The sequence below is a fragment of the Streptomyces sp. PA03-5A genome (genome assembly GCF_033792725.1).
Lineage (GTDB): Bacteria > Actinomycetota > Actinomycetes > Streptomycetales > Streptomycetaceae > Actinacidiphila.
Genome location: NZ_JARAVL010000013.1, coordinates 121343 through 139276, shown reverse-complemented (window position 1 = coordinate 139276; position 17934 = coordinate 121343). Strand labels below are relative to the sequence as shown.

At 73.3% G+C, this 17934-nt stretch carries 16 protein-coding genes; 8 read left to right on the top strand and 8 right to left on the bottom strand.

What is annotated here, in order from left to right; all coding sequences use genetic code 11:
* Window positions 1–80: 80 nt before the first annotated feature.
* Complete coding sequence (locus PV410_RS18290) at window positions 81–1598, bottom strand: gamma-aminobutyraldehyde dehydrogenase (RefSeq protein ID WP_500325748.1); 1518 nt, start codon at window positions 1596–1598, stop codon at window positions 81–83.
* A 281-nt stretch (window positions 1599–1879) separates the two neighbouring features.
* Here PV410_RS18290 and PV410_RS18285 point away from each other — a divergent pair, with 281 nt between their 5' ends.
* Complete coding sequence (locus PV410_RS18285) at window positions 1880–3595, top strand: PucR family transcriptional regulator (RefSeq protein WP_500325746.1); 1716 nt, start codon at window positions 1880–1882, stop codon at window positions 3593–3595.
* 21 nt (window positions 3596–3616) lie between these two features.
* Here PV410_RS18285 and PV410_RS18280 read toward each other — a convergent pair whose 3' ends face one another.
* The gene (locus tag PV410_RS18280; protein ID WP_500325745.1) at window positions 3617–5281 is read right to left on the bottom strand and encodes a DUF4190 domain-containing protein; all 1665 of its coding nucleotides are present in this window, start codon (window positions 5279–5281) and stop codon (window positions 3617–3619) included.
* Window positions 5282–5395: 114 nt separating this feature from the next.
* On the opposite strand from PV410_RS18280, the gene PV410_RS18275 reads away from it, so the two are divergent.
* Together PV410_RS18275 and PV410_RS18270 are read left to right on the top strand one after the other, a co-directional pair.
* Complete coding sequence (locus PV410_RS18275; protein ID WP_500325743.1) at window positions 5396–6430, top strand: adenosine deaminase; 1035 nt, start codon at window positions 5396–5398, stop codon at window positions 6428–6430.
* The gene (locus tag PV410_RS18270) at window positions 6418–7080 is read left to right on the top strand and encodes a glycerophosphodiester phosphodiesterase (protein ID WP_500325742.1); all 663 of its coding nucleotides are present in this window, start codon (window positions 6418–6420) and stop codon (window positions 7078–7080) included. The genes PV410_RS18275 and PV410_RS18270 overlap by 13 nt, the downstream gene beginning before the upstream one ends.
* A 64-nt stretch (window positions 7081–7144) precedes the next feature.
* Here the strand turns inward: PV410_RS18270 and PV410_RS18265 are convergent, their stop codons facing one another.
* Both PV410_RS18265 and PV410_RS18260 read right to left on the bottom strand, forming a co-directional pair.
* The gene (locus PV410_RS18265; protein WP_500325740.1) at window positions 7145–7645 is read right to left on the bottom strand and encodes a hypothetical protein; all 501 of its coding nucleotides are present in this window, start codon (window positions 7643–7645) and stop codon (window positions 7145–7147) included.
* An 81-nt stretch (window positions 7646–7726) separates the two neighbouring features.
* Window positions 7727–9163 (bottom strand): gamma-aminobutyraldehyde dehydrogenase, encoded by a 1437-nt coding sequence (locus PV410_RS18260; RefSeq protein ID WP_499514281.1) that lies wholly within the window; start codon window positions 9161–9163, stop codon window positions 7727–7729.
* 224 nt (window positions 9164–9387) lie between these two features.
* On the opposite strand from PV410_RS18260, the gene PV410_RS18255 reads away from it, so the two are divergent.
* Both PV410_RS18255 and PV410_RS18250 read left to right on the top strand, forming a co-directional pair.
* Complete coding sequence (locus PV410_RS18255; RefSeq protein WP_500325738.1) at window positions 9388–9831, top strand: Lrp/AsnC family transcriptional regulator; 444 nt, start codon at window positions 9388–9390, stop codon at window positions 9829–9831.
* 2 nt (window positions 9832–9833) lie between these two features.
* Window positions 9834–11195, top strand: a complete 1362-nt coding sequence (locus tag PV410_RS18250) for an aspartate aminotransferase family protein (RefSeq protein WP_500325737.1) — start codon at window positions 9834–9836, stop codon at window positions 11193–11195.
* A gap of 84 nt (window positions 11196–11279) precedes the next feature.
* Here PV410_RS18250 and PV410_RS18245 read toward each other — a convergent pair whose 3' ends face one another.
* Window positions 11280–11471 (bottom strand): hypothetical protein, encoded by a 192-nt coding sequence (locus PV410_RS18245; RefSeq protein WP_500325736.1) that lies wholly within the window; start codon window positions 11469–11471, stop codon window positions 11280–11282.
* On the bottom strand, window positions 11465–11728 hold the full coding sequence (locus PV410_RS18240; protein WP_500325734.1) for a hypothetical protein: 264 nt from the start codon (window positions 11726–11728) through the stop codon (window positions 11465–11467). Before PV410_RS18240 ends, PV410_RS18245 begins: the two co-directional genes overlap by 7 nt.
* A 254-nt stretch (window positions 11729–11982) precedes the next feature.
* Here PV410_RS18240 and PV410_RS18235 point away from each other — a divergent pair, with 254 nt between their 5' ends.
* Genes PV410_RS18235 through PV410_RS18225 form a run of 3 tightly spaced genes read left to right on the top strand, consistent with a single transcriptional unit; the run spans window position 11983 to window position 15021 of the window.
* Entirely contained in the window at window positions 11983–12708 is a 726-nt protein-coding gene (locus tag PV410_RS18235; protein ID WP_500325732.1) for an ABC transporter ATP-binding protein, read from the top strand.
* The gene (locus tag PV410_RS18230; RefSeq protein ID WP_500325731.1) at window positions 12690–13844 is read left to right on the top strand and encodes a hypothetical protein; all 1155 of its coding nucleotides are present in this window, start codon (window positions 12690–12692) and stop codon (window positions 13842–13844) included. Before PV410_RS18235 ends, PV410_RS18230 begins: the two co-directional genes overlap by 19 nt.
* 46 nt (window positions 13845–13890) lie before the next feature.
* Window positions 13891–15021: an LOG family protein gene (locus PV410_RS18225; protein WP_500325729.1), complete on the top strand. Its 1131-nt coding sequence runs from the start codon at window positions 13891–13893 to the stop codon at window positions 15019–15021.
* Between the two features lie 224 nt (window positions 15022–15245).
* Here PV410_RS18225 and PV410_RS18220 read toward each other — a convergent pair whose 3' ends face one another.
* Together PV410_RS18220 and PV410_RS18215 are read right to left on the bottom strand one after the other, a co-directional pair.
* Window positions 15246–16271 carry an ABC transporter ATP-binding protein gene (locus tag PV410_RS18220; RefSeq protein WP_500325728.1) on the bottom strand — a complete coding sequence of 342 codons (1026 nt, stop codon included), beginning with the start codon at window positions 16269–16271 and terminating at the stop codon, window positions 15246–15248.
* Window positions 16271–17884 carry an ABC transporter permease gene (locus PV410_RS18215; RefSeq protein WP_500325868.1) on the bottom strand — a complete coding sequence of 538 codons (1614 nt, stop codon included), beginning with the start codon at window positions 17882–17884 and terminating at the stop codon, window positions 16271–16273. The genes PV410_RS18220 and PV410_RS18215 overlap by 1 nt, the downstream gene beginning before the upstream one ends.
* Between the last annotated feature and the right edge of the window lie 50 nt (window positions 17885–17934).

Here is a 17934-nt window from a genome sequence, read left to right as displayed (position 1 = left end):
CCTCCAGGGGCGGTGGTGCGTGGGACGGACGGGCTAGCGGGCCGGTGGGGGCGGTCCCGGAGGGGCCGGCGGCCGAGGGGTCAGCGGTCGCCGAAGATCGTGCGGTGCCAGTCCTTCCTGGCGACCGCGGTGTTGTCGTACATCACATGCTTGACCTGCGTGTACTCCTCCAGGGAGTACGCCGACATGTCCTTGCCGTACCCGGAGGCCCGGTAGCCCCCGTGCGGCATCTCGCTGATGATCGGGATGTGGTCGTTGACCCAGACGCACCCCGCCTTGATCTCACGGGTGGCACGGCCCGCACGGAAGACGTCACGGGTCCACGCGGACGCGGCCAGACCGTACGGCGTGTCGTTGGCCAGGGCCAGACCTTCATCATCGCCGTCGAACGGCAGCACGACCAGTACCGGCCCGAAGATCTCGGACTGGACGATCTCGCTGTCCTGCGCGGCGCCGGTGACCAGCGTGGGCCGGTAGAAGGCACCCGCCGACGCGGGGGCCTGCCCGCCGGTGACGACCGTGGCGTAGGAGCGGGCGCGCTCCACGAAGCCGGCGACACGGTCGCGCTGGGCGTGGGAGATCAGCGGGCCGAGGTCGGTCTTGGCGTCGAAGGGATCGCCCACGCGGATGCCGGAGAAGAGGTCGGCGACCCCGGCGACGAAGGCGTCGTAGAGCGGGCGCTGCACGTAGGCGCGGGTCGCTGCGGTGCAGTCCTGGCCGGTGTTGATCAGGGCACCGGCGACCGCGCCGTGGACGGCCGCCTCCAGGTCGGCGTCGTCGAACACGACGAAGGGCGCCTTGCCGCCGAGTTCCAGGTGGAGCCGCTTGACGGTGGCGGTGGCGATCTCCGCGACGCGCTTGCCGACCGCGGTGGAGCCGGTGAAGGAGGTCATGGCGACGTCCGGGTGCCCCACCAGGTGCTCGCCCGCCTCCTTGCCGGCGCCGGTGACGATGTTGACCACGCCCGGCGGGATGCCCGCCTCGGTCGCCGCCTGGGCGAACATCAGCGAGGTCAGCGGGGTCAGCTCGGCCGGCTTGAGCACGATGGTGTTGCCCGCGGCGATCGCCGGGAGGACCTTCCAGGCGGCCATCTGCAGCGGGTAGTTCCACGGAGCGATGGAGCCCACGACGCCGACGGGCTCGCGCCGCACGTAGGAGGTGTGGTCGCCGGAGTACTCCCCCGCCGCCTTGCCCTCCAGGTGGCGGGCGGCGCCCGCGAAGAAGGCGGTGTTGTCGACGGTGCCCGGGACGTCGAACTCGGTGGTCAGCCGGAGCGGCTTGCCGCACTGCAGCGACTCGGCGTACGCGAACTCGGCGGCCTGCGCGGCCAGGACGCCGGCGAAGCGGTGCATGGCGTCGGAGCGCGCACCGGGGGTGGCGCCGGCCCAGCCGGGCAGCGCCTGCGCGGCGGCGTCGACGGCGGCGTCCACGTCGGCGGTGCCGGCCAGTTCACAGGAGTACACGGTCTCGCCGGTGGCCGGGTCGACCACTGGATGCCGCCGGCCCGAGGTGCCGGGGCGCAAGGTTCCGCCGATGTACTGGGCCCCCTCGGCGAAACGCTCCCTCACATCGAACTCGCCGTTCGCGCTGAGGTCCATCGTCTTCTCCTCGCACTCGGCTCGGCGGCGTGGCCAAAGCCTTGATTGGTGGACGATCCTGACAGAGTAGGCTCGCCCCAACAAGTGATTCCGTTGTTGCCTTTTGGTTACGCGACGAATTCTGTGTTCACCTGACGGACCGCACCAGATCGTCACCGTGGACGATGCCGGGCACCACGTACACCGGGCAACCGACACATCGCATGCCGTGCGTCGGGGGCCTTTACACCTTGGAGCTACGGTGGCACGACGTTCCGCCCCGTTTCGCCCCGGAGGTCACCGTGTTCCCCACCGTCGCCGAGGTCCTGGAACTGGACGTGCTCAGGCGGGGTTCGCCGCAGGTGGTCGCCGGCTCCGGCGGACTGCAGCGCCCGGTGCGCTGGGTGCACATCAGCGAGCTGGCCGACATCGCGGGCATGCTCCACGGGGGCGAGCTGGTCCTCACCACGGGCGTGATGCTGCCCGACGACAAGGAGTCCCTGGCCCGCTACATCGACGGCCTCGCCGACGTCGGCGCGGCGGGTCTCGTCGTCGAACTGGGCCGGCGCTACGCGGACGCCCTCCCCCGCCCCCTGGTCCGGGCCGCGGAACGGCGCGGACTGCCGCTGGTGGCACTCCGTACCGAGGTGCGCTTCGTGGCGGTGACCGAGGCCGTGCACGCCCACGTCGTCGACGCCCAGCTGACCGAGCTGCGGGCGTCGGAGGCGGTGCACCAGATCTTCAACGAGCTGTCCGTCGAGGGCGCGGAGCCCGAGGAGGTCGTGCGCGAGGTGGCCCGGATGGCGGGCGCGCCCGTGGTGCTGGAGAACCTCTCCCACCAGGTGCTCGCCTTCGACCCGGCCGGCCAGGACCCCGAAGCCCTGCTCGACGGCTGGGAGCGGCGCAGCCGCGGCGTCCACCCGGCCGGGCGCACCGGCCACGACCCGCGCACCGGCTGGACGGTCACCGGCGTGGGGGCGCGCGGCCGCGACTGGGGCAGGCTGGTGATCGTCGGCGAGCCCGCGCCCGACGAGGAGCCGGAACCGGGCGAGGAGCCGGAACCGGGCGAACGCCCGCACCGGCACAGCGTGCTGCTGGAGCGGGGGGCGGCCACCCTCGCGCTCAACCGGCTGCTGGAGCGCGACCGGGAGTCCTTGGAACGGCAGACCCACCGCACCCTGCTCTCCGGCATCCTCACCCACGCCCTGACCGTCTCCGACGTGGCGCTGCGCGCCCGCGCCCTGGGCGTGCCGCTGGAGGGCCGGCGGCTGGTCGGCGTCATGCTGCGGCTGCGCGGCGGACCGGCCTCGGCCGCCCTGGAGGCGCAGGCCCGGCTGCGGGACTTCACCGAGACCGCCGCCCAGGCCGTGCGCGAGCGGGGCCTGACCGCGCTCACCGGCACCCTCGACGACGGCGGTGTCGGCGTGCTGGTCTCCCTCGGCCCGTCCGACCACGAGCACACCGCACTGGAGGACTTCGCCGCCGCCCTCACCCGGCTGACCGAGCCCGCCCCCGACGGCGGCCCCGCCTTCGTCATGGCGGCCGGCTCCTCCGTCGGCTCCTTGCGCGACGCCCGCCGCACCCTGCTGGAGGCGGCACAGGTCGCGGACGCCGCGATGCACGGCGGCCGCAATGAAGGAGGCAGGGCGCAGCCGTCCGAGAAGAGGGTGATGGCGGGCGGCGGGCGGGCGTACTACCGGCTGCCGGACGTCCGGCTGCGCGGCCTGCTGCACCTCCTGCGCGACGACGCGCGGCTGCAGACGTACGTCGAGCGCGAACTCGGCCCGCTGCTCTCGTACGACGCCGAGCACGGCACGGACCTCGTCCGGATCCTCACCGTCTACCTGGACGCCGGCCGCAACAAGTCGGCCGCGGCGGACGCCGCGCACCTGTCGCGGCCCTCCTTCTACGACCGGCTGCACCGGGTCGAGCGCGTCCTCGGCATCGACCTGGACCAGGTCGAGTCCTGCCTCTCGCTGCACGTGGCCCTGCTGGCGCTGGACGCGGTACGGCGCTGAGGCGACCCCGCGGCGCCCCCGTTACGGGACGTCCAGGTGCCAGTAGGTGTAGTCGTAGTCGAATCCGGGGGCGACCTCGACCTGGAAGGTGCCGTCCTCGTCGTCCTTGGGCACGAGTACGGTGATCTCCCTCGTCGCGCGCTCCCCCGGCGACAGTTCGTCGGGCAGGCCCACACCGGCGGTCAGGTCGGTCAGGCTCTCGTCCTCGAAGTCGTCCGCGTAGGCCGAGACCTCGCTCTCGCCCAGGTCGGCGGTCGTGTCGCCGGTGTTCTCCAACTCGACGGAGAACGTGACGGCGATGCCGCCGTCGAGCTGGCTCTCCGGGAGGACGATATCCCGGTGGACGTCCGACAGCGTGACGTGGACCCCGTCGTCGTAGAGCGCGGTGCCGTCGACGTCCAGCGGCGCCGCCCAGTCGCCGTTCCGGGAGGTGATGAGGTCGTCGCCGGACCCGTCGAACCAGCCGTCGTCGATCCCGCTGAACACCAGGGCGATCATCGCGACCGACAGGCCGATGGAGACGATCCCGAGGATGAGGCCGGTCAACGCCTGCGGCCGGTTGGTCGCCTCGCCGCGCCGGGCGATCCGCAGGCCGACGATGCCGCAGACGACGGCCGCGATGCCGAGCGGGAGGCCGAGGAAGGCCCCGAAGCAGGAGACGGCCAGGACGGCGCCCACGATGCCCATGATCATCGCCGTCAGGCCGGCGCCGTTGCGGGCGACGGGCGGCGCCCATCCGCCGTAGGGGCCCACCGCGTAGCCGGGCTGGGCGGGGTAGCCCGGGTGGGAGGGGTAGCCCGGGTGGGAGGGGTAGCCCGGGTGGGCGGGGTAGCCGGGCTGGGCCGGGTAGCCGGGGTACGCGGGGTACTCAGGCTGAGTGGGGTGGCCCGGGTAACCGGGGTAGCCGGGGTGGTAGCCCGGGTACGTGGCGTGGGGCGGTTGCGGCGGCACGGCCGCCGCAGCGTCCGGGGCCGGCGGGGCCCAGGGATCGCGCGGCTGCTGCTCCGGCCCGGGCGCGGGTGCGTCCACGGGTACCGGGCGCTTGGTCAGCGTCACGTGCTCCTGCGGCGCCTGCGGTACCGGCGGCACGGGCGGCGCCCAGGGGTTGTGCCCGGCCGGCCCACCCGGCTGCCCGTAACCGGGGGCGACCGGCACCGGCGGCGCCCACGGATCCCGCGGCCCGGGCACCTCCGCGGGCGGCGCGCCGGCAGGCTCGTCCGGGGCGACCGGAGCATCGGCCGCGCCTACTACGGCATGCGAGCCGTCACCGGGCTCGGCGTCGGCGACCGGAGCATCGGCAGGCGTCACGGCCTCCGCAGGAGTCGCGCTTCCCGGCACCCGCGCGCTCTCGACGTCGGGAGCCGCCGCGGCATCCCCGCCCGAGGCGGCGCCGGGCTCGGCATCGGCGACCGGCGCGTCAGCGGGAGTCGCGTCCTCCGCAGCAGTCACGGTTCCGGGCACCTCCGTGCCCTCGACGCCGCCGGCCACCGCGTCGCCCGCCTCGGCGTCCCCGCCCGGGGCGGTGCCGGATGCGGCGTCCGTGGGCGCCGCGGGCGCCGGGGCGGGCAGCTCGAAGTCGGGTGCGGGCCGTGCGTCCGCCGGGGCCGCCGAGGACGACGGGGCCGCCGCTCCGGGGGTGTCGCCCGCGGCGTCGCGCGGCGTCGGGTGCTCGGGCTCGTGGGACATCGCTGCCTTCCTGCTGACTACGTCGGGCAATGCTATGGCCTGCGAAGACGCCGGACGGAGGCAATTTCGCGTTTACGATGGCGGTTGCCGCCGACCCCGCAGGAGGATCGCCCCATGTCCGACACCGCGTCAGCCCTCGACGCCTTCATCGCGGGACTCCCGAAGGCCGAGCTCCACGTGCACCACGTCGGCTCGGCCTCACCCCGCATCGTGGCGGAGCTGGCCGCGCGGCACCCGGATTCCAAGGTGCCCACCGACCCCGCCGCCCTTGCCGAGTACTTCAGCTTCCGGGACTTCGCCCACTTCATCGAGGTCTACCTGTCCGTGGTCGACCTGATCCGCGACGCGGAGGACGTGCGTCTGCTGACGTACGAGGTCGCCCGCGACATGGTGCGCCAGAACATCCGCTACGCCGAGCTGACCGTCACCCCGTACAGCTCGGTCCGCCGCGGCATCCCGGACAAGGCGTTCGTGGAGGCCATCGAGGACGCGCGCAAGGCGGCCGAGGCGGAGCTCGGCATCGTGCTGCGCTGGTGCTTCGACATCCCCGGCGAGGCCGGGCTGGCCTCCGCCGAGGAGACCGCGCGCATCGCCACCGAACTGCAGCCGGACGGGCTGGTCAGCTTCGGCCTGGGCGGACCCGAGATCGGTGTGCCGCGCCCGCAGTTCAAGCCGTACTTCGACCGCGCCCGCGCCGTCGGCCTGCACAGCGTGCCGCACGCGGGCGAGACCACCGGCCCGCAGACGATCTGGGACGCCCTGGGCGACCTGGGCGCCGAGCGCATCGGCCACGGCACCAGCGCCACCCAGGACCCGCGCCTGCTGGACCACCTGGCCGAGCACCGCATCCCGCTGGAGGTCTGCCCGACCTCCAACATCGCCACCCGCGCCGTCGCCACGCTCGACGAGCACCCCGTCAAGGAGATGGTGGCCGCGGGCCTGCTCGTCACCATCAACAGCGACGACCCGCCGATGTTCGGCACCGACCTCAACACCGAGTACGCGGTGGCCGCGCGGCTGTTGCAGCTCGACGAGGGCGGGCTGGCCCAGCTCGCCAGGAACGCCGTCGAGGCCTCGTTCCTCGACACCCCCGGCAAGGCGAAGCTCACCGCCGAGATCGACTCCTACCTGGCGGGATGGCAGCGCTAGCGGTCGCCCACCGCGGCGACCCGTACCGTCACCGCGAGAACACCCTGCCCTCGCTGCGCAGCGCGCTGCGCGCGGGGGCGGACGCGGTGGAGATGGACGTACGGCTGAGCCGCGACGGCGTGCCGGTGCTGCTCCACGACCCCACGCTGAAGCGACTGTGGGGCGTGGACTCCGCCGTCGCCGGCCTTGCGGCGGACCGGCTGCCGCCGGGCGTGCCGACCCTCCACGAGGCGCTGGCCGCCGTGGACGGCTGCCGGGCCCTGGTCGACCTCACCCTGCCGGAGTCCGCGGGCCCTGTGCTGTCCGCGGTCCGGGACGCGGGCGCCGGGGACCGTACGTACTACTGCGGGGAGGCGGCCGCCGTGCTGGCGGTGCGGGACCACGACCCGGCCGCCGAGATCGCGCTGACCTGGAAGACCTCGGCGCCGGTGCCGCCGCTGCTGCTGTCGGAGTTGCGCCCGCGCTGGATCAACCTGCGCTTCGGGCTGGTGCGCGCGCCCCTGGTGGAGTGGGCGCGCGGCGAAGGCCTGCTGGTCGGCGCGTGGACGGTGGACCTGCGCCGGACGATGCGACGGCTGGAGCGGCTCGGCGTGGACGCCGTCACGAGCAACCGCATCGACGTGCTGCGCGCGGAGTTCGGCGGCCGGTGAGCTTCTCCCGCCCGGCCGCGGTCTCCTCGCCGTACGGTCCCGGACCCGGGCGACCGCCGGTCCGTCAGGCGACGGCCGGCTCGGCCGACACCGTGCCGGAGCGCTCCAGCCGCTTGATCATCCGCCGCAGGACCAGCAGCGGCACGATGCCGAGGACGCCGAAGGCCATGTCCACGGGCATCCACCACAGCGGCAGGCCGCGCAGCGGGACGCAGATCGCGGCGAGCGGGATGATCCCGACGCAGGCGATCATGGCCCACTCCACGATCCAGATGTTGCGCACCGGATCGCGCCAGACGCCGTAGAAGGCCACCGCGATCACCAGGTGCGCGAAGGCGAGCCAGTCCGTCCCGTACATCATGAACGGGTACTTCGCGTCGGTGGCGTCCAGCCCCTCCCGCACGTGGGAGATCCAGTCACCGACGGCTCCCGGCAGGCCCCAGCCGTCCACCCACCGCACCTCGTGCACGAGCGGGAACGCGGTGGCGCCGCTCAGCACCAGGCACCCGACGAAGACAACCAGCCATGCGCGTATGCGCTGTTCAAGGGCTCTTCGATACTCCATGGAGCGGAGCGTACGCGCGCATGCCACGGCCCCGGACACGGGGGCCGGTCCGGGGCCGTGGAGGGATCTCGCCCTGCGGCGTCAGCCGTCCAGGGACGTCATGACGTGCTTGATGCGGGTGTAGTCCTCGAAGCCGTAGGCGGACAGGTCCTTGCCGTAACCGGACTTCTTGAACCCGCCGTGCGGCATCTCGGCGACCAGCGGGATGTGGGTGTTGATCCACACGCAGCCGAAGTCGAGGCGCTTGGACATGCGCATCGCACGGGCGTGGTCCTTGGTCCACACCGAGGAGGCGAGGGCGTACTCGACGCCGTTCGCCCACTCCACGGCCTGGTCCTCGTCGGAGAAGGACTGGACGGTGATGACCGGGCCGAAGACCTCGTTCTGGATGATCTCGTCGTCCTGCTTGAGGCCGGAGACGACGGTCGGGGCGTAGAAGAAGCCCTGCTCGCCGACCCGGTGGCCGCCGGCCTCGACCTTGGCGTGCGCCGGGAGGCGCTCGATGAAGCCGGTGACCTGGGCGAGCTGGTTGGCGTTGTTCAGCGGGCCGTACAGCACGTCCTCGTCGTCCGGGGCGCCGGTCTTGGTGTCGGCGGCGGTCTTGGCGAGCTGGGCCACGAACTCGTCGTGGATCGACTCGTGGACCAGGACGCGGGTCGCGGCGGTGCAGTCCTGGCCGGCGTTGAAGTAGCCGGCGACGGCGATGTCCTCGACCGCCTTGGCGATGTCGGTGTCCTGGAACACCACCACCGGCGCCTTGCCGCCGAGCTCCAGGTGGACCCGCTTGACGTCCTTGGCGGCGCTGGCCGCCACCTGCATGCCGGCCCGGACCGAACCGGTGATGGAGGCCATCGCGGGGGTCTCGTGCTCGACCATCAGGCGGCCCGTCTCGCGGTCGCCGCAGACGACGTTGAAGACGCCCTTGGGCAGGATCCCGCCGATGATCTCGGCGATCAGCACGGTGGAGGCCGGGGTGGTGTCCGAGGGCTTCAGCACGACCGTGTTCCCCGCGGCGATCGCCGGGGCGAACTTCCACACGGCCATCATCATCGGATAGTTCCACGGGGCGACCTGGGCGCAGACGCCGACCGGCTCCCGGCGGATGATCGAGGTCATGCCCTCCATGTACTCGCCGGCCGAGCGGCCCTCGAGCATGCGGGCGGCACCCGCGAAGAAGCGGATCTGGTCGACCATCGGAGGGATCTCCTCGCTGGCTGTCAGCCCGATCGGCTTGCCGGTGTTCTCGCTCTCGACGGCCACGAGCTCGTCCGCCCGCGCCTCGAAGGCGTCGGCGATCTTCAGCAGCGCCTTCTGGCGCTCGGAGGGCGTCGTGTCGCGCCAGGCGGGGAAGGCGGCCGCCGCGGCGGCCATGGCCGCGTCGACATCGGCGGCGGCGGAGAGCGGGGCGGTCGCGTAGACCTCGCCGGTGGCGGGGTTCACCACGTCGGTGGTGCGCCCGTCGGCGGCGTCGCGGAATTCTCCGTTGATGTGGTTGCGCAAGGTACGGAGCTCGCTCACTGCACCTCTCCCTGTTCCTGTCCGATGTGTGAGACGGACCCAGCCTACCTGCAGCACTGCCGTATTCGACATAGCCGAAACTCCGAAACAATGGATTCCGTGAGTTTCGAGCCCCGAAACCACGGATTTCATTGATCGGGGCTTGCGTGACGGCTGACCTCTCGTGCAGAGTGGGGTGCGTGGCCACTCGTACTCCGGATCACAGGGGCGCCAACGGTGCCTTCGTGATCGATTCCGTCTCCAAGGCGATCATCGAACAGCTCCAGGAGGACGGCAGGCGTCCGTACGCCGCCATCGGCAAGGCCGTGGGCCTGTCGGAGGCGGCCGTACGGCAGCGCGTCCAGAAGCTGCTCGACCAGGGCGTCATGCAGATCGTCGCCGTCACCGACCCGCTCACCGTGGGGTTCCGGCGGCAGGCGATGGTCGGCATCAACGTCGAGGGCGACATCGAACCCGTCGCCGACGCCCTCGCGGAGATGACGGAGGTCGAGTACGTCGTCGTGACCGCGGGCTCCTTCGACCTGCTGATCGAGATCGTCTGCGAGGACGACGAGCATCTCCTGGAGACGATCAACAAGCGGATCCGCACGCTGCCCGGCGTGCGGTCCACCGAGAGCTTCGTCTACCTCAAGCTCCGGAAGCAGACCTACACCTGGGGAACCAGATAGCCATGAGCGCGGACCTTTCCAAGACCGCGTACGACCACCTGTGGATGCACTTCACCCGCATGTCGTCGTACGAGAACGCCCCTGTGCCGACCATCGTGCGCGGCGAGGGCACGTACATCTACGACGACAAGGGCAAGCGGTACATCGACGGCCTCGCGGGGCTGTTCGTGGTCAACGCCGGCCACGGCCGCGTGGAGCTCGCCGAGACCGCCTACAAGCAGGCCCAGGAGCTCGCCTTCTTCCCGGTGTGGAGCTACGCCCACCCCAAGGCCGTCGAGCTCGCCGAGCGCCTGGCCGACTACGCCCCCGGCGACCTCAACAAGGTCTTCTTCACCACCGGCGGCGGCGAGGCGGTCGAGACCGCCTGGAAGCTCGCCAAGCAGTACTTCAAGCTCAAGGGCAAGCCGACCAAGTACAAGGTCATCTCACGCGCCGTCGCCTACCACGGCACCCCGCAGGGAGCCCTGTCCATCACCGGCCTGCCGGGCCTGAAGGCCCCCTTCGAGCCGCTGGTCCCCGGCGCGCACAAGGTGCCCAACACCAACATCTACCGCACCCCGCTCTTCGGCGACGACCCCGAGGCCTTCGGCCGCTGGGCCGCCGACCAGATCGAGCAGGAGATCCTCTTCGAGGGCCCCGACACCGTCGCGGCCGTCTTCCTCGAGCCGGTGCAGAACGCCGGCGGCTGCTTCCCGCCCCCGCCCGGGTACTTCCAGCGGGTCCGCGAGATCTGCGACCAGTACGACGTGCTGCTCGTCTCCGACGAGGTCATCTGCGCCTTCGGCCGCCTGGGCACCATGTTCGGCTGCGACAAGTTCGGCTACGTCCCGGACATGATCACCTGCGCCAAGGGCATGACCTCCGGCTACTCCCCCATCGGCGCGTGCATCATCTCCGACCGCATCGCCGAGCCCTTCTACAAGGGCGACAACACCTTCCTCCACGGCTACACCTTCGGCGGCCACCCGGTCTCGTCGGCGGTCGCCCTGGCCAACTTCGACATCTTCGAGCGCGAGCAGCTCAACCAGCACGTGCTCGACAACGAGGGCGCCTTCCGCGCCACCCTGGAGAAGCTCCACGACCTGCCGATCGTCGGCGACGTCCGCGGGAACGGCTACTTCTACGGCATCGAACTGGTGAAGGACAAGGCCACCAAGGAGACCTTCACCGACGAGGAGACCGAGCGCGTCCTGTACGGCTTCCTCAGCAAGGCGCTCTTCGAGAACGGCCTCTACTGCCGCGCCGACGACCGCGGGGACCCGGTCGTGCAGCTCGCGCCGCCGCTGATCGCCGACCAGTCGACCTTCGACGAGATCGAGGGCGTCCTGCGCACCGTCCTCACGGAGGCCTGGACCAAGCTCTGACGGTCCCCGCCGGACCACGGGATCCAGCGGCCGGGGCCGCCCTCCGTCGACGGAGGGCGGCCCCGGCGGCCCGTCAGGCCCCGCTCACTTCAGGGCGACCCGGTCCCCGCCCCCCGCGACGGGCGCGACGGTCGTGGTGCCGCCGAAGGCCCACCGCCAGAAGCCGACCGCCTTGGCGGTCGTGCTGGTCTTCACGTTGCCCTTGGCATCCGTGCGGGCGTACGTGACCGTCGTATAGGTGGCGCTTCCGGACCTGCGGAACTGCAGCCTCACCAACTGGTCATGTTGGCGCCCGAAGTGCCCTCGAGGAAGACGGAGAAGCCGCTTCCCAGCCCCGTGAGTTCGGCGTCGACGGTGGCCGGGGCTCCGGAGACGCCCGCGATCTCGGTGACGACCGGCACGGTGACGGTCGTGGAGCCGCCGGCCCCCATGACGATGGGCTTGCCGTTGTTGATGGTCGTGCCGACGATCGCGATCCTGGCCGCGTGGGCCGGTGGTGCGAGCAGCAGACCACCTGCGACCGCTCCTGCCACGAGCAGGGCGGCATTGCGTATGGATGTCGATGAACCCCCACGGATCTCACACCGTGCCGGAGGCACGGCGGCCGCATCCTGCCACAGCCACACGTCGCGCAAGTGAACGGATGGTCTTCCAGACGAACCTCGCTCCCGCTACGCCGCACGGGTGGGCGCGCGCCGGAAACGCGCCCCCGTAACCGTGGTCCCGGGCCGTGGGGCGCGTACGGTGCCGCAGTGACCCGGACTCCCCGCGTTCGTTAGAGGCCAACGTGAACCCACCCGACAACGACGTGCTGTGGGCCCGCGGCCTGCGCCACGCGCACGACCGCTCACCCGCTCTTCTCGGCGTGTCACTCGGCGTACGGGAGGGCGAGATCCTCGGCGTCCTCGGCCCGCACGGCGCCGGGAAGACCACCCTGCTGCGCTGCCTGTCCGGCGAACTGCTCCCCGAGCAGGGCGAGGTGTGGTTCAACAGTTCCCCCGTGCACACCCTGGGCATGACCGCCCGCGAGCGGCTGCGCCGTGAGCGCTTCGGCTGGATCGACAGCAGCCCGCAACTGCTCCCCGAACTGACCGTCCGGGAGAACGCCGCGCTGCCGCTGCTGCTGTGCGGCGTCCCGTATCGCACGGCGCGCGCCGCCGCGCAGGAGTGGCTGGACCGGCTGGACATCGGCGGGGCCGCCCGCAAGCGTCCCGGCCGGCTGCTGCAGGCCGAGCGGCAGCGGGTGGCGATCGCCCGCGCCCTGGTCAACCGGCCCTCCGTGGTCTTCGCCGACGAACCGACCGCGCCGCTGCACCGCGCGGACCGCGCCCAGGTGCTGCGCATGCTGACCAGCGCCGCCCGCTCGCACGGCATCACCGTGGTGCTCGCCTCCAACGAACCCGAGGTCGTCTCCCTCGCCGACCGGGTGGTCACCCTCGTCGACGGGCGCTTCGTGGCCGGCATGCCGCACCAGGATCGGGAGGACGCCGACTCGTGCTCAGCCTCCGTGTAGCCCTCGGCTCCCGTCCGGAGGTGCTGCTGCGCCGGCTGCTGGTCGTCGCCGCGGCCGCCGGCACGGGGTTCCTGCTGCTCGCCGTCCTCGGGCACGCCCTCGCGCACCCCGAGGACGCCCCGGACGGCCTGGTCCGGCTGCTCTGGTGCGCCGTGCCGTTCGCCGCCACCGTCCACCTGTCGGTTCTCGTGGCCCGTACGGAGCCGAGCGGACGGCTGCACGCGGGCCTGGCCTCGGCCGGGCTCGGGCGGCACGGGCTGCCCCTGCTGGCCGCGGCGAGCTCCGCCCTGAACTGCGGCCTGGGCGTCCTGATCGCACTCCTGGGCTTCCTCTTCCTCCGTGGTGAGCTGCCCGGCCCGCACCTCGGTGGTGCCGCCGAGGCGCTGGGCGCGGACCGTGAACTCCCGTTCGCGGGCGCGTTGACCCTGCTGGCCTCACTGCCGCTGGCCGCCGCCGTCTCGGCCGCGGTCGTGCTGCGGCCACGGCGCTCCCGTGGGGACGAGGCCGCCGTCCGCGACGGCGGGGTGCCGTCCGGCCTGCCGTGGGGGGCCGCGCTCGTGGCGATCGGCCTCGCCGTGCAGATCTCCTCGGCCGGGGGCGCCGGCGCCCCGGGGCCCGACGGCGCGCTCCCGCTGCCCGGCGGTCTCGGCCATGCCGCCCCGGCCGTCGTCGGCGGCTGGCTGCTGACGGCCACGGGCATGGTGCTGGCCATGCCGGGCCTCGTCCACCTGTGCGGACGGCTGCTGGCGGCGTACCGGCCGGGTGCCCTGCGGCTCCTCGCGGGCCGCGCCCTCCAGGAGGAGGCGACGCTGGTGGGCCGCCCGCTGGGCGCGCTGTGCGCGGTGGCCGCCACCGCCCTCGCCGGCAGCGACCGGTTCGGCGCCGTGGCGCACCCCGTCGGACCGCTCACCGTGCTGGGCGCCGTCCTCGTCGTCCTGTCGGCGGTCGCGACCGCCCTCACCGCGACCGTGGACGCCAAGCGCGCCCGCCGTCCGGCCACCGCCGCCCTCAGCCGGCTCGGCACGCCCGCCGCGCTGCTGCGCAACGCAGCCGCCGTGCGCGCCCTCGCGGTCCTCGGCGTCGTGCTCCCGCTGACCCTGCTCATCGCCCACCTGGGCACACTGCCGCTGCCGTAGCGCCGCCCGGAGCCCCGCGGCGGCGGCCCCCGCCGCGGGCGCTAGGGTGGCGGGCGTGCTGACGCCGAACGATCCGAACGATCACGAGATAGAGACCCTCGAGGAGTTCGACCGCGTCGCCGCGTCGGGCTCGCTGCGCGGACACCGCGTCCAGTCGCTCGACCTGACGACCCGTACGCCCGCCCTGATGTCCGCCGACACGACCGAGGCCGTGTTCCTGGGTTGCCCGATGGAGCCGGAGGCGGCCGCCCACGTCCGCGCCGGCGGCGCCATGGTCTTCCCGCCGGTCCCGGACCTGCCCTTCGACCCGTACCGGGGCTCCCTCTACGGCCCCGACGCACTGTACGAGGGCCTTGACGACGGCGGCTACGAGGCGACGCCGGACGCCCGCGGCTACCAGTGGTTCCTGCGCACCCGGGGCAGCGGCGACATCTACGCGTCGATGCTCCGCAGCATCCACGACGACGCCGTCTCCGACGCCTTCGACGAACTCGTCTCGGACGCCCGCGTCGTGGGCGTCATGGGCGGTCATGCCATGGAGCGCGGCACCGAGGCGTACGCGGGCGCCGCCCGCCTCGGCCGTGCACTGGCCCGCGAGGGCCTGAGCGTGGCCACGGGCGGCGGGCCCGGCGCCATGGAGGCGGCCAACCTCGGCGCCTACGCCGCGCCCTTCGCCGACGCGATGCTCGTCGAGGCCCTGGAGACGGTGGCCAAGGTCCCCTCCTTCCGCCCGTCCGTCACGGACTGGGCGCGCACCGCCTTCGACGTGCGCGACCGCTGGCCCGGCGGCGGCGCCTCCATCGGCGTGCCGACGTGGTTCTACGGCCACGAGCCGCCGAACGCCTTCGCCGCGCACATCGCCAAGTACTTCGCCAACGCCACCCGCGAGGACGGCCTGCTGGCCCGCTGCACCGCCGGGGTCGTCTTCCTGCCGGGCGCCGCGGGCACCGTCCAGGAGATCTTCGACAACACCACGCCGAACTACTACGAGTCCAACGGCGCCCCCCGCCCCATGGTGCTGGTCGACCGGGACCACTGGACCCGGCGCCTGCCGGCGTGGCCCCTTCTCCAGGCTCTGGCGGAAGGCCGCTCCATGGAGCAGCGCATCGTGCTCGTCGACTCCGTCGAGGACGCCCCGGAGGCCCTGGCACGCCTGACGCGAAGTCAGAGCCGGTAGCACCCGCGGGCCCGGAGCCGTCTCGTAGGCGCCCACGCTCTCCAGGCCGTGCCGGTGCGGGACGGCCGGTACGAACACCCCGCCGGCCAGGAGCAGCAGCGCCGAAGCCACCGTCGTCGCCGCCGAGATGTCACGTCGTGCGCGCTCCATGAGTTGCCCCCCAGGGCGGGGCGACCCACCCGGGCCGCGGAAGGTCGCTCGGCGGCGGAAGGCTGCCGCAGCCCCTACCCGCCCAGGACCACGACCTCGTCCGCCGTGAAGGAGACGCCGACCGTGTCGCCCTCGGCGGGGGCGTCCCGCAGGGCGCAGCCGGCCTCCAGCGAGGGGCCCTCCTCGGGGCGCAGGAGGAGGGTGACCTGGTCGCCGCGGAAGGTACGCGCGAGCACGTCGCAGCGCAGCCCGTCGGCGGCCGGGACGAGCCGTACCCCGGCGGGCCGGACGAGCAGCCGCCCGGCGCCCTGCGGGGAGCCCGGGGGGACGGGGACCTTGCCCCAGGCGGTGTCGGCGGCGTCGCCGGTGACGGTGGCGGCCACCACGTTGTCGAAGCCGAGGAAGCGGGCGACGAACTCGGAGGCGGGCCGCTGCCACACCTCCAGCGGGGTGCCGGCCTGCTCGACCCGGCCGTCGCGCATGACGACGACGCGGTCGGCCAGCGCGAAGGCCTCGCTCTGGTCGTGCGTGACGGCCAGCACCGTGGTGCCCAGCCGCCGGAAGAGCCCGCGCAACTCGACGACCAGGCGCTCGCGCAGGCTCCGGTCGAGCTGGCCGAGCGGCTCGTCGAGCATGAGCAGCCGCGGTCCGGGTGCCAGGGCCCTGGCCAGGGCGACGCGCTGCTGCTCGCCGCCGGACAGGGACGCGACGGCGCGCCGCTGCGCGCCGGGCAGGCCCACGAGCTCCAGCAACTCCTCGACCGTGCGCTCCCGTTCGGTGCGCCCCGCGCCGCGCATGCGCAGACCGAAGTCAACGTTCCCGGCGACGTCACGCTGCGGGAAGAGCTGGTGGTCCTGGAACATCAGGCCCACGCCACGCCGGTGCACGGGAACCCCCTGCTGGTCGCGGCCGGCCAGCAGGACGCGCCCGGCGTCCAGCGGCTGCAGCCCGGCGACGACCCGCAGCAGCGTCGACTTCCCGCTGCCGCTGGGCCCGAGCACGCAGACCGTCTCGTGCTCGGCGACCTCCAGGCCGACGGCGTCCAGGGCGGTGTGGCCGCCGAAGCGCACGGTGGCGCCGTCCAGTCGCAGCAGGGTCATCAGAACTCCCCGGACCTGTCGATGCGGATACGTTCCAGCGCCAGCAGCGCCCCCGCGCACACCAGCATCAGCACGGTGCTGAGCGCCATCGCCTGGCCGTAGTTGAGCTCCCCGGCCCGCCCGAGGAAGCGGGCGACCGCGACCGGGAGGGTGGGGTTGTCGGGGCGGGCGATGAAGACGGTGGCGCCGAACTCGCCCAGGGACACGGCGAAGGCGAAGCCCGCGGCCACCAGCAGCGCCCGCCGCACCAGCGGGAGGTCGACCTCGCGCCACACCCGCAGCGGGGAGGCGCCGAGCACCGCCGCCGCCTCGCGCAGCCGGTCGTCCACGGCACGCAGCACCGGCAGCATGGTGCGCACCACGAAGGGCACGCCGACCAGTGCCTGCGCAAGCGGCACGAGGATCCACGAGGAGCGCAGGTCCAGCGGCGGCTCGTCGAGGGTGATGAGGAAGCCGAAGCCGATGGTCACCGCCGAGGTGCCGAGCGGCAGCATGAGCAGGGCGTCGAAGCCCCGCACGAGGCGCCCGGCCCGCCGGGTGAGGGCGGCCGCGGCCAGCCCGCCGACGACCAGGGCGATCGCGGTGGCGGCGGCCGCGTACTGCAGCGAGTTCCAGACCGCGGCGACGGGCGCCACCAGGAAGGTCCCGCCGCTGCCGGCCACCGAGCCCAGCGCCCGGTAGTAGCCGAGGCCGTAGCCGTCCGGTCCGTGCATCGAGCGCTCGGCCAGCACACCCAGCGGCAGCAGGATCAGCAGCGCGGCCACACCGAGCGCGCCCGCGAGCAGCCCCCACTCGCCGGCGCCCCGCGGCCGGCGCGCGGTGCGGGCCGGATCCACCAGCCGCAGCGCGCTCTCCCTGCGCCGTACCGTCCCGGCGTGCACGGCGAGGATCACCGCGACGGCGGCGAACTGGACAATCGTCAGCACGGCCGCCGTCGGCAGGTCCAGCAACTGCGCGGTCTCGCGGTAGATCTCCACCTCCAGGGTGGAGAAGGTGGGCCCGCCGAGGATCTGGATCACGCCGAAGGAGGTGAAGGTGAAGAGGAAGACCATCAGCGCGGCCGCGGCGACCGCGGGGGCCAGGGCGGGCAGCGTCACCCTGCGCCAGGCCGCGAGGCGTCCCGCGCCGAGGACCCGCGCGGCCTCCTCCTGCCGGGGGTCCAGCTGGGCCCACAGCCCGCCCACGGTCCGTACGACCACGGCGTAGTTGAAGAAGGCGTGCGCGAGGAGGATCGCCCAGACCGTGGTGTCCAGGCGCACGCCCCACAGTTCGTCGAGCAGCCCGCCGCGCCCCAGCAGCGCGAGGAAGGCCGAGCCGACGACCACCGTCGGCAGCACGAACGGCACGGTCACCACCGCGCGCAGCACCTGCTTGCCGGGGAAGTCGAAGCGGGCGAAGACGTACGCGCCGGGCAGCGCGATCGCCAGGGTGAGCGCGGTGGAGGCGGCCGCCTGCCAGCAGGTGAACCACAGCACGTGCAGGATGTCGGGCTCGCCCAGCGCCTGCGCGAACCGGCCGAACCGCCACCGCCCGCCCTCGCGGAGCCCGCGGGCGACGATGGCGGCGACCGGGTAGCCGAAGAACAGCCCGAAGAACGCGACCGGCACGGCGATCAGGCCCAGCCGTACGGCGAGCGGCCGGACGCCCGCCGCCCCGGCGCGCG

Coding starts and splice junctions, on each gene's coding strand:
- PV410_RS18290 (WP_500325748.1), bottom strand. CDS start 1,598: ATGGACCTCAGCGCGAACGGCGAGTTCGATGTGAGGGAGCGTTTCGCC.
- PV410_RS18280 (WP_500325745.1), bottom strand. CDS start 5,281: ATGTCCCACGAGCCCGAGCACCCGACGCCGCGCGACGCCGCGGGCGAC.
- PV410_RS18275 (WP_500325743.1), top strand. CDS start 5,396: ATGTCCGACACCGCGTCAGCCCTCGACGCCTTCATCGCGGGACTCCCG.
- PV410_RS18270 (WP_500325742.1), top strand. CDS start 6,418: ATGGCAGCGCTAGCGGTCGCCCACCGCGGCGACCCGTACCGTCACCGC.
- PV410_RS18265 (WP_500325740.1), bottom strand. CDS start 7,645: ATGGAGTATCGAAGAGCCCTTGAACAGCGCATACGCGCATGGCTGGTT.
- PV410_RS18250 (WP_500325737.1), top strand. CDS start 9,834: ATGAGCGCGGACCTTTCCAAGACCGCGTACGACCACCTGTGGATGCAC.
- PV410_RS18220 (WP_500325728.1), bottom strand. CDS start 16,271: ATGACCCTGCTGCGACTGGACGGCGCCACCGTGCGCTTCGGCGGCCAC.